The 6652-nt window shown below is 40.8% G+C and carries 6 protein-coding genes; 1 reads left to right on the forward strand and 5 read right to left on the reverse strand.

Features of this window, described 5'->3' with window-relative positions; translation table 11 throughout:
• The 5 genes from QNK26_RS11720 to QNK26_RS11740 form a co-directional block, all read right to left on the reverse strand.
• Nucleotides 1-1640: vWA domain-containing protein (locus tag QNK26_RS11720; RefSeq protein ID WP_319223137.1), on the reverse strand; the 1640-nt coding region annotated here is incomplete at its 3' end.
• Nucleotides 1633-2676, reverse strand: a complete 1044-nt coding sequence (locus QNK26_RS11725; RefSeq protein WP_319223139.1) for a VWA domain-containing protein — start codon at nucleotides 2674-2676, stop codon at nucleotides 1633-1635. The genes QNK26_RS11725 and QNK26_RS11720, both read right to left, overlap by 8 nt.
• Nucleotide 2677: 1 nt before the next feature.
• Nucleotides 2678-3235 (reverse strand): DUF4381 domain-containing protein, encoded by a 558-nt coding sequence (locus QNK26_RS11730; protein ID WP_319223140.1) that lies wholly within the window; start codon nucleotides 3233-3235, stop codon nucleotides 2678-2680.
• A gap of 1 nt (nucleotide 3236) precedes the next feature.
• Nucleotides 3237-4181, reverse strand: coding sequence for a DUF58 domain-containing protein (locus QNK26_RS11735; RefSeq protein ID WP_319223141.1), 945 nt, complete (start codon nucleotides 4179-4181; stop codon nucleotides 3237-3239).
• Nucleotides 4182-4187: 6 nt separating this feature from the next.
• Nucleotides 4188-5171 (reverse strand): AAA family ATPase, encoded by a 984-nt coding sequence (locus QNK26_RS11740; RefSeq protein ID WP_413816363.1) that lies wholly within the window; start codon nucleotides 5169-5171, stop codon nucleotides 4188-4190.
• A gap of 208 nt (nucleotides 5172-5379) precedes the next feature.
• On the opposite strand from QNK26_RS11740, the gene QNK26_RS11745 reads away from it, so the two are divergent.
• Nucleotides 5380-6652, forward strand: a 1273-nt coding sequence (locus QNK26_RS11745) for an arylsulfatase (RefSeq protein WP_319223144.1), incomplete at its 3' end; no start/stop codon positions are given.

A 6652-nucleotide genomic window follows, 5' to 3' on the forward strand; every position in this document is an offset into this window, starting at 1 on the left:
CATTTATTGGCTAATTCTTCACTACCCAATATTTCGCGAGAGTTTAAGGTTTCTTTATTAAGTACTTCTTCTGGCGCAATCTCTTCAAATCCATCGGAAGTGATGGGGGCATCTTTATCTAATTCAAATGACTCTTCAAGACCATCTGTTGTGCCTTTCTGGCTTTCGCTATAACGATTGATGTCATCAATTATTTTCTGAATAGCGGCTAAGTTATTAGATACATCAGCGCGTAGCAAAGCCTCAGATTCAAGCACTGTTTTATCCATTTTATCGCTTAGAACGATTAATAAATTTCTGGCTGCTATGTATTCTCGTTGCCTTGCTAGCGCATTGCTGGCATAAAAAAGGCTCTGGTGGCTAGGCTGTTGCATAAAACTAATATGAGCGGCTTTATATTGTGCCGCGTAATAATAAGCGATGCCCTTAAGGTATGGGTCTTGATAGTGTTGTGCTGCTTGTAAATACTCTTTTTTATGTAAAGTACGATCACCTTGTTGATCCGGTGTTAACCAAAGATCTAGCCAAGCCTGCTGGGTAGTCGCCCAAAATGTAGGTGAAAGTTCAGGGTTGGCTTGATCTTGTTGCTGAATCTCAACGGCTGGTGGATCTATTAATAAATTAGCTTCTGAAGCATATAAGGGTGTTGGCATAAATAGGCCATTAGTCGATATGATTAACAGCACGCCCCAATGTACCAACCAACCTTTTCTAAACCACAGCAATAGTAATAACGCCATCGGAAACAGTAGGTAATAGCCCATATCTTGCCATGGCATGATACTGTCGCTAGAAATTTGCATATGTCGCTGTATTTTATTTACTAACCATTGCACGTCTTGGCTATCTACTGTCAGCAATTGTAGGCTTGCATCGGTTTTATCAGCAAGGTCTTTTAATGAACGTAAATCAAGTGGAATGGTTGCTTCTCGACTCGATGAACCAACACCGAGTACTAATAGCTGGTGGGGGGAATTGGCGAAATATTGTTGATAAGCCTTAATTGCTTCCGGCACCATACCGTCGGTGACTAATAGAATACTAGCGCCTTTTTCTTCCGCTAATAAGGTATCTACTAAACTGAGCGCTTGTTGTGCTTGTTTACCTTCAACGGGCATTATTTCAGGTGATAAGGCGCTAACAAAAGGGGTAAATACCTGTTTATCTTCAGTTAATGGCATGACTACATGGGCAGAGCCTGCATAAGCGATTAATCCTGTTTTACCGCCATTACGTAGCTCAATTAAATCTATTATTTTATGCTGAGCACGTATTAAACGATTTGGTGCGACATCTTTTTCAAGCATTGATTGGCTTAAATCGACGATCACTAGTAATGCACCTTTATCTTCATTGAAGGGCGATTCATAACGTGTCCAGGTTGGGCCTGCACTGCTAACAATGCCGATTAACAATAAAACAGTCAGTAGTTTAAGCGGTAGTAATTTTTTCCAGCCTAGTTCACCTACGGTTAAAGCTTTCTGCAAATGCGCAGGTAATGCTTGCTGGGAGTGTGCTGCGTTACTGCGCTGCCATCTTACAGTTATAATTAATGCTAATGGTAAAATTAATAATAAAACCAGTGGGCGAATAAAATGAAAATTAACCCATAATAAACTTAAAAAAGAGCTATCAAACATCCTGCTCTCCTTTTAGTCGCTTTGACTTAGTTGCTTTAACGTTTTGAACTAACAAGCTGATACCAAAAGCACATAGATAAACCAGTAGAATAAAAATAATTAAGTAGTGATGCAGTGTGTGCGTTATCTGGTAACTGGTACTGTTAAACAGTTGAGGCTCTAGTTCGGATACCGCTTGATAGGCTTGTTCTAGTTGTTGTTTATCGAGTGCTGTAAAGGTTTTGCCACCCGTTTCTTGGGTTATCCTATCTATGGTTTTCATATCTAATGCTTGTTCGCCAACCGTTAACGGATCGCCCATCGCAATAACATGCACGCGAATACCTTTTACTGCTGCTACTTTAGCTGCATCAATTGGCGTCACAAAGCTGCCAGTATCATTACCATCGGTAAGTAAAATGACTACTTTTTCAATCTCTTTCTGGTTGCTGTCTTTATCTTGTTCTGCTTGTTCAAATACTTTTATGGCTAAGCCAATCGCATCGCCAAGATGGGTACTTTGACCTGCCATTCCCGTATCTGATTGAGCTAATAAGGTTTGCCATACGGCAATATCTGAAGTGAAGGGTGTCTGTAAAAAAGCGGCATCAGCAAATAAAATCAACCCTAAACGATCGCCTTGTCGTGTTTCTGAAAAGTCTTGTAATACTTGTTTGGCAGCTTCAATACGTGCGCTTTTGTTCCCCGCTATATCTATGAAATCAGTTTCATTCATTGACCCCGATAGATCTAAAGCAATCATCACATCACGCCCTAATTGCTCGCGTAATTGAGGTTCGCTTAACAGTGTTGGTTTAGCCATTGCGAAGACTAAACAAACCCAAGTTAGTACTAATATAACTGTTTGCCATAAGCGTGGTGTTAACATGCTGGCACCTTCACTGGGTTTTTCGCCAAGTGTATCCATCAGCGATTTAAAGAAGGGCACTTTAATTGCAGTTTGTTTACTTTTATAGGCTTTAGTGAAACGCATGACTAATAGTGGCAAGGGCAGTAATAACAATAACCACGGGTAAGTTAACTCAATTGAAGACATGTTATTGTCCTTTCAATAATGACAATGGAAGAAGGGAGAAAGTATTGTGGTGTCGCTTAATCCAATGTTGGCTTTGTTGTTGTAAACGGGTGATTTCTTCATTGGTTAAATGAATGTTGGGATCATATAAACTGGCGATCCAACGCTGTCCTAGTTCACCTTGCCAGGTGTTGGTTTTGTGTTTCATTAGTTTATCTAGGCGATTTAAGACTGAGCTATCAGCTAGCTTTGCAGATGATGAATCAATGTAAAACAGTACCTGTTTGAGAGTGAAAAAAATCTGCTCAGCGATAGCCTGATTAGCGTCTGCATCCGATTTGTTTTTAGCAGGTGAGGCTATGATCTTTAGTGCACTTAATGCTTCACCACGGTAGCGATTTTTCCAAGCATAACTAAAGGCAATTATCACTAAAACCACTGCACTTAAGGTTAATATTGCGATCATAACCCACCAACCCGTGGGTAAGTTTTCAAAACCTGGCCACCATGAAACGGCATCGGCAGTTTGCACGTCGATAAGCTCTCGCAAAATGTAAGTTGATGGAGGAATGTGTTGCATATTAGGCTCCGATCGCGCGCTTTAGTTGGCTTAAATGGTTACCGTTGGTGCTCAATTCAACTAGCGGTAAATTGTGGCGAGCCATTAAATAGTTTAGCTTTTTAGCGTTTTCTGCCGTTGTGGCTGAGAAGTGTTGATTCACTTTAGAAATTTGCTGTTGCTGATGCAGGCTAAATTGATAGTTGCCATCACCCATTACCCAATCGCCATGGTCTGGGATTGCATGCTCCATCGGATCTGACACTCTTATAGCTAATAAATCATTGCTACGTTGAATATTTTTTAACTTGCTAATGTCATCTTCATTTAACGATAAAAAGTCGCTTAATATGATCACTGTTGATTGGCGTAAGTCGCGTTTAGCTAAGGCAGTTAAGGTCTCTGAAAAGCTTGTTTTATCAACTGAACTTACGTTAAGTGACTGATTTGTTTCGCTTAAATTTTTTAATAGATGTAAAACGTGTTGTTGTCCGCGCATTGGCTCTGACCAAGTATAAGCGTCGGTTTTTTTTATCATCAATCCTATGCGATCTCCTTCACGTAGCACGCGCCATGAAATTAACGCTGCCACTTCTGCAGCGACAACCGATTTCATTGTATCTGTTGATGCAAAGAACATATTCGCGCCTTGATCAACCAATATCACCACGTTGCGATCTTTCTCTTCGCTATATAAACGCACATGCGCTTGCCCTGTTCTGAGCGTAACTTTCCAATCTAAATTACGTATATCATCACCGACTTGATAATGCTTTAGCTCTTCAAAATTTAAACCTCTGCCGCGAAACTGCGAATGATGACGACCCGCCATTTGGCTCTTTGCTTGCCACTTTGGTAACAATCGAAATGAATGGCTCAGCGCCTGCAGTTTTACTAAGCGGCGATAGTTGGCATGCAATCTAGCATCGGATTGCTGTTTTTTTGAATCAAGCGTTGATTTATTCATCGCAAATTATCCAATAAGCACACAATCTAATAAGGTGTTCACGACTTCTTTGCCATCAACATCATCGGCTAATGCGTCATAACTTAAGGTTATGCGGTGAGACAAAACTGAATGTGCAACGCTTCTTACATCATCAGGTAATACATGATCTCGGCCTGCTAACCATGCATGAGCGCGTGCACATTTATCCAGTGCGATTGAAGCGCGCGGGCTTGAACCTGTTTTAATCCATGTTGATAATGGCGAGTCAGGGTATCTTTGAGGGTGACGTGTTGCCATCACTAATGCCACCATATATCTCTCTACCACCTCTGAAACTTTAATTTCACTGACCTGTTTACGTGCTGTTAAAAATTGTTTAGGGTCAATTTTCTGCTGTGCTTTTTTTTCAGTTCCTGTCGTTGATTCTTCTTCTGATCTTACTAAACGAATAATATCTAATTCAGCGTTGTCATCTGGATAATCAACATTCACTTTCATCATGAAGCGATCCATTTGCGCTTCTGGTAACGGATAAGTTCCTTCTTGTTCAACCGGATTTTGAGTCGCTAGTACCATAAATATTTCATCAAGCTGATGGCTAGTATCGCCTACTGTTACTGTGCTTTCAGCCATCGCTTCTAATAAGGCAGCTTGTACTTTGGCTGGTGCTCGATTGATTTCATCAGCCAAAACTAGGTTATTAAACAGCGGGCCTTGCTGAAACGTTAACAGTGGCGTGCCGTTATTATCTTGGTATTGAATGGTGCCAGTAATATCTGAAGGTAGTAAATCTGGAGTGAATTGTACGCGTCCAAAAGTGGCGCTCATAGTATCAGCAAGCGACTTTACAGAGCGTGTCTTTGCTGTGCCTGGTAAGCCTTCTAATAAGACGTGACCTTTTGTGAGCAAACCAATTACTAATGCTTTAATGACATGGGGCTGTCCAATCACTGATTTATCAACTTGATTTATTAAGGCGTTAATATTGTGTAAAGTATTGTTCACTATGTTATCTCCAGATATAGCTTAAGCCATCTTTTACGTTGAATCATCATAAACTATTTCTTTAATACACTCACATAACCAAAGGTTATACACGCTATTCGGTGAATAAATTCTGGTACTCCATATAATCCACTCGTCTAAGAAAAAACTCATAAATTCTTACATTCTTAAATTCTTGATTTCGTAAACAAAAAAATTTATCGGAGTACGTATGGAACAATCATTTAGCTTTAATAAAATCGCTCTATGTTCTGGTTTGTTAGCAGCGACAGCTGTTGCCAATGCCGCAGAAAAACCTAATATCCTTGCCATTTGGGGTGATGATGTTGGTATCTTTAATATCAGCGCTTACAACAACGGCATGATGGGCTACCAAACGCCAAACATCGACCGTATCGCTAATGAAGGTGCATTGTTCACCGACCATTACGGCCAGCAATCATGTACTGCAGGTCGTGCTGCATTCTTAACCGGTCAAGAACCATTCCGTACTGGTTTATTAACGATTGGTATGCCTGGCTCTGATGCGGGTATTCCAGATTGGACTCCAACTATTGCTGATCTACTAAAAGAGCAAGGTTATATGACCGCGCATTTTGGTAAAAACCACATGGGAGACCAAGATAAACATCTTCCTACTGCGCACGGTTTTGATGAATTCTTCGGTAACCTGTACCACTTAAATGCGGAAGAAGAGCCGGAAACATATTACTACCCGACAGATCCTGAGTTCGTTAAAAAATACGGTCCTCGTGGTGTTATTAAATCAACTGCTGATGGCAAGATTGAAGATACAGGCCCAATGACGCGTAAGCGTATGGAAAATGCTGATGAAGAGTTCTTAGAAGAGTCGCTAGCCTTTATGGAAAAAGCGGTAAAAGCTAAAAAGCCTTTCTTTATTTGGCACAACACTACACGTATGCACGTTTGGACTCGCTTACAAGAGAAATACCAAGGTATTTCAGGCATCTCTATCTATGCTGATGGCATGATGGAACATGATGACCATATCGGTGTTTTATTAGATAAAATCGATGAGTTAGGCATTACAGATAACACTATTGTTATCTACTCAACCGATAACGGTGCAGAAACAGTGTCATGGCCTGACGGTGGTGCAACTTTCTTCCATGGTGAAAAAGGTACGACTTTTGAAGGTGGTATGCGTGTTCCTCAGCTAGTTCGCTGGCCTGGTGTGATTGACCCTGGTACTAAAGTTAACGAAATCATGTCTCATAAAGATTGGCTTCCAACATTAATGGCGGCGGCTGGTGATGATAAAGTTGTTGAAAAACTAAAATCTGAAAAAGGCGCTAACTACAACGGCAAAAACTGGCGTGTGCATATGGATGGTTACAACTTCCTACCTTACTTTGAAGGTAAAGAGGAAGAGGGCCCACGTGACGGTATGCTTTATTTCTCAGCGAATGCTGAATTAAACGCGGTTCGTACTGGCGACTTTAAAGTGTCGTTTGCAACACTGG

Source organism: Moritella sp., from assembly GCF_033791185.1.
GTDB lineage: Bacteria > Pseudomonadota > Gammaproteobacteria > Enterobacterales > Moritellaceae > Moritella.